Genomic DNA, 4,530 nt, shown 5'->3' on the forward strand with positions numbered 1-4,530 from the left:
TGCGCTCGACCTGAAGCACTGCGCGCTCTTCCGCGCTCAGGTGGCTGTACTGTTTTCCCATCGCGACACCCTACACTCCGCCGGGTGTTGCACTTGGAAGTTGAGTCTGCCAGGTGCCTGGAGGGGTAAGGCGGCCCCACATACGAAAAACCCCGCAATGAGCGGGGTTTTTCGATCGACCTGGCGGAGAGAGGGGGAAACAGTACCTTGACCGTCCCGCCTAGCTCCGGAGGCGTCCACAAACCGGATTTGTGTCCTGTGGTGTGTCCCGGAGCATAGCTGCAGTGCAGCCTCTATACCACAGCATGCGAGCTACCATTTCGGCCTTAGGTCACTAGGTCGGCTCAGCAGAGCTGGGCTAAAGTCTCTTACTCGCAAGCCGATAGCTCAAAGCGAGGCTCTAAGAAGCGTGTCTCTGACTTGCCTGTGATCCTTTTGCTGTGGCACCGGCTGGAGCAGAGTTGGCGCCGAAGCTAGTAATGGAATATCGCATTTACGACCAAGGAGAGAAGTAGAGTGGAAAGTGGAAGCGAGTCTGGATCTGAGCGTGCAACCAAAGCTGGGTCGGCGCCAATTGCGGCTGGTGCTCAGAGTGATTCTAAACTGGCAAAAGAGCTCGGGGGTGAGTTTGAATCTGAGTCCGACAGCATCTATAACGGTATTGGAATGAGTGATTTGCAAAAGGAGGCTGCTGTCGTTGAATCTGCAGATGCTCCTAAGGGTATTGGTGTGGCGGTCAAGAAAATTGTTCGTGGATTTCGTGAGTGGGCTGACAGGCGCGAAATTGAAATTGACAATATTCTGAACAAAATTGATTCGCGAATACTTGGTGGTTTCGCGGGTCTATTTTTGATCCTGAACGCGCTCGCTCTTCTCTTTTGGAATCGATTCGAGGCATCTAAAAACATCTCTTTAGAAAATGCGTTTTCGCTCGGTCTAATTTTGTTCTTCTGTGCGGTGGGGCTGCAGCCAAAGTTCAATTCCAGAATTTGGACATTGCTAGGAACGGTGGCTGGACTTGCGCTGTGGATTGGGTCCTTGTTTGTGATTTGACTGTATGTTGGGGGCAATTTGGATTAACTTGGCGCGGGCCAATAGACATTGCGGTTATTACGCATCCGATCCAGCCGCCTGCCAAAATTGCAATTGCCAGCAGGGCCGTCGCAGCAAATCTTGAGGCGGATTTTTCTTCTCTTTCGTTTTCGTTATTCATTTTATCTCCCAGGTTTTTACTTTTTATCTGGAATTTGCAATTAGTCAAGCGCGAGTGGGTGGCGATTTATCATTCTTTATGCGACCCGATTGGAATTCCGTGATGGAAGAAGGTTCAGTGCTTTGTCTACGGGAATTCGCGCAGCCTGCGCATTTGGCTCAGGGAGGAAGGACCAATACGGGGGAAATACCGCTCGTCGGAATGCCTTGTTGGGTTGCACTCTTCGCGCACTAGGAAGTGCGACAATCGTCACATTTCCTGACTATCCCGATTCAGGCCTCTTCGGAGAGCGGAGGATGGCAGGGGACCGCAGCCTATGCAGGGGGCACGAGGCTGTGGGGACTGATGCCCCATCCAAGGAGAAGGAAATGAAGAAGCTTTTGCTCACCCTGGCCGCTGGTGTCGCTCTGGCGTCCTCTTTTGCAGTTTCGGCGCAGAGCCATTCGGTGAAGGGGCACTATCGCTCGGACGGTACCTACGTCCAGCCTCACCACCGTAGCAATGCGAACTCCACCAAGCTGGACAATTACAGCACCCAAGGAAATTACAACCCCTACAACGGGAAGTCCGGGACGGTAGATCCTTACAAGCCGACGCAGAGTAATCCATACGGTAGCCCCTACAACCAGCCGAAGACGCAGCAGCGTCGATCCGGTTACGGCTACTGAAGTCTAGGGCCCCGCAGATGCGGGGCTTCTTTTTTCATAGCCTCTCGCCAGCAAATGCGGCCAGTTGTACGCTTCATCTTGCGGTGCTTGTCTAACATGGCGCCCGCACTAGTCCTGTAGCTGCGTTAGCTGTAGGACTGAACTCGAACGCGTTCACCATGAACCTATGAGAGGCAGAAGGGATGGGAGAAACATCGAGCACCGCGACTTCGGACGGTGAGCTTGTAGCGGTCAGCAGTAGGATGTTCGAGAACATCAGAGATCAGCTTGTCGCTGGTGAATTTCGAGTAGAACTATTTGATTGCAAGGCGGTGCAATGCGTCGAGAACGAACCCTTGGTCTACGAGGGGATTGGCGTCGTCAGCCAGACGAAGGATGGAAGCATTGGATTCACGCTCCTGTGCCAGAAGGTTGACGCTCGCTTCGATCCATTCGTAGAGCTTTTCAGCGACTTGGAACCCGGCAAATTGGTGGAAGACAAGAGTCGCTATAACATTTCCGGGCACGACTCGCTTGGAATACGGTGGCGGTGTGAGCGTCAGATGTTGTGCGTAGACCAAGGGCAAGAGTTGAGGCTCACTTCAAATCTCACAAACCTGGTTGCGGAGCAGAAGTCATCCCGAAAGGAACTGGAGAAGGAATACCAAGGCTGGTACTTTTCAGGTGATCTGAAGATGCCGACTCGACCGCATTCGAAGAAGTGGGAGCATGAGCGTGGCTCGACTTCCTGGAAGGGAACGGTCGATCATCATGGAAATTCAGAACTCTCGTTCCATGCGTCCCAAGAGGGCTTCAAGCAACGGTCAGAGGACTTTCTGCGTGGTGTAGCGATGCTGTGTGGGCGTCCACTGTCGCCGATGTGCGCGTATCGTTTCTTTGGCGACCGGCAGGTAGTAGAGATCTTCGGGCGGCGACGCGACCCTCATCGCAACGTGATGGTCCCTTTTGTTCCACGTGCGTGGCCATATGCCGCATCTTGGAACGAGTTCTTGGAGGCGTGGATTTCCGTCGAGCGTCAGGTAGGCGACCGTAGAGTACAGACATTCATCTTCCATCACTTTGCCCGCATCTGTTACGCCCAACAAGAAGGGATCGAGAACGGAGCTCAAGTTCTTTCCTCTTCTATTGAAGGCATGCTCGCCAGCTTGTTTATGACGAACGATGATAGGGATCTGGAGTTCGCTCGGCTTATCGAAGTGACGCTTGGTTCGGCTTCAAGTGCTGGTCTTAATCTGGATGAGAGGATTGTAAGGCTCTTGAAGAAAAGTAAGGAGAACGCGGAGCGCCCTGGCATAAAGAGCGTTTTCCAGAGCCTGATTCGTCGCGGGCTTCTGAATCCAAAGCTCTTCGAGGCCTGGAACAAGATTCGTCACAAGGCTGCGCATGGTGAACTACTTGGGACCTCGGACCACGAGCACCAGAAGATGTACGACCGATTCTTTATCTGTATAGAGACATTCAAGAGGTTGGTGTTTGATATCGTTGGCTATGGCGGGACTACCGTTGACTATCAGAAGCCAGGCTGGCCAATGATCGAGAAAAGGCTATCTCCCTCTACTGGTGATGGATCTGGACCATGACGTTCCGGTTTCCGGTTGGGCCCTCTCATGGTCGCTGCAACATCTGTGGCGAGCCGGGCGAACTTACTGCGAACCACGTCCCACCGCAGGGTTGGGCCAAGGGAATAGCGCTTCGGGTGGCGAGCATCGCTGATACCATCAGTGGTGACAAGCGTCCGCCCTCCTATAAGATGCCTAATGGCGTCCATTTTCGAACGCTCTGCAGGCGTTGTAATGGTGCGCTGATGTCGCCTTATGACAAGGCGCTCATTTCGATGTGTAACCAGGTGGCGGCGTTGTTGAGGGACCCTGGAAAGGTGACCTTCTATCAGTCCATTAGGGTCAAGCCACAGCTCATTGCCCGTGGCATCCTCGGCCACATGTGCTCAGTCGGCTTAAACCGCTATGACGAAACACACAGCAGGCATCTATCCGATAGCGCTTCTGATCTGCTTCGCCAAGTTCGATTGCACTACTGGGTCTATCCCTATGGCGGGCGAACGGTGCTGCGGGATTTCGCCCTTTGCAACATAGCTCTCAGCAAGAGCGCGGCGATCTACATCATCAAAAGCTACCCGCTGGCCTTCGCGATGGTATGGGACCGACGTCCCCCCGCATTCAGTAGCGGAGCTGTTTGGAGTCCGGCTCTATCGTAGCGGTTTCACCGCCAGCTGTTGGGCATAGGCGGCAGGCGTTAGCCCGCCGAGCGATCTCTTCGGCCGCTCTTCGTTGTACTCCCGCCGCCAACGCTCGATCTCGGTCCGCGCGTGCAGCAGTGTTGGGAACCAGTGCTCGTTGAGGCATTCGTCGCGCAGGCGTCCGTTGAACGATTCGACGTAGGCGTTCTGGTTCGGTTTGCCCGGCTGGATCAGGCGCAACGCCACACCACGCTCGTGCGCCCAAGCCACCATCGCCCTGCCGCAGAATTCCTTGCCGTTGTCGGTCCGGATCACCTTCGGCAGGCCACGGCTGAGTGCCAGGCGGTCCAGCACACGGCTGACGCCGTGGCCCGAAATCGCACGCTCGACCTCGATTGTCACCGCCTCGTGGCTGGCGTCATCCACGATCACCAGGCTCTTGATGACACGGC

The 4,530-nt window shown here is 54.6% G+C and carries 5 protein-coding genes; 4 read left to right on the plus strand and 1 reads right to left on the minus strand.

Features of this window, described 5'->3' with window-relative positions; genetic code table 11:
• The first annotated feature begins 516 nt into the window (after window positions 1-516).
• From ABE487_RS17100 to ABE487_RS17115, 4 genes are all read left to right on the plus strand, one after another.
• Window positions 517-1,053, plus strand: coding sequence for a hypothetical protein (locus tag ABE487_RS17100; RefSeq protein WP_346452814.1), 537 nt, complete (start codon window positions 517-519; stop codon window positions 1,051-1,053).
• A gap of 528 nt (window positions 1,054-1,581) precedes the next feature.
• Entirely contained in the window at window positions 1,582-1,881 is a 300-nt protein-coding gene (locus tag ABE487_RS17105) for a hypothetical protein (RefSeq protein WP_197630761.1), read from the plus strand.
• 242 nt (window positions 1,882-2,123) lie between these two features.
• On the plus strand, window positions 2,124-3,461 hold the full coding sequence (locus ABE487_RS17110) for a hypothetical protein (RefSeq protein WP_346452815.1): 1,338 nt from the start codon (window positions 2,124-2,126) through the stop codon (window positions 3,459-3,461).
• Entirely contained in the window at window positions 3,458-4,096 is a 639-nt protein-coding gene (locus tag ABE487_RS17115; RefSeq protein ID WP_346452816.1) for a hypothetical protein, read from the plus strand. The genes ABE487_RS17110 and ABE487_RS17115 overlap by 4 nt, the downstream gene beginning before the upstream one ends.
• Here ABE487_RS17115 and ABE487_RS17120 read toward each other — a convergent pair.
• Window positions 4,088-4,530 (minus strand): integrase core domain-containing protein (locus ABE487_RS17120; RefSeq protein ID WP_346452817.1); only part of this gene is annotated, 443 nt, incomplete at its 5' end. The two genes, ABE487_RS17115 and ABE487_RS17120, sit on opposite strands and share 9 nt — an antisense overlap.

The organism is Luteimonas sp. TWI596, from assembly GCF_039674105.1.
Lineage (GTDB): Bacteria > Pseudomonadota > Gammaproteobacteria > Xanthomonadales > Xanthomonadaceae > Luteimonas.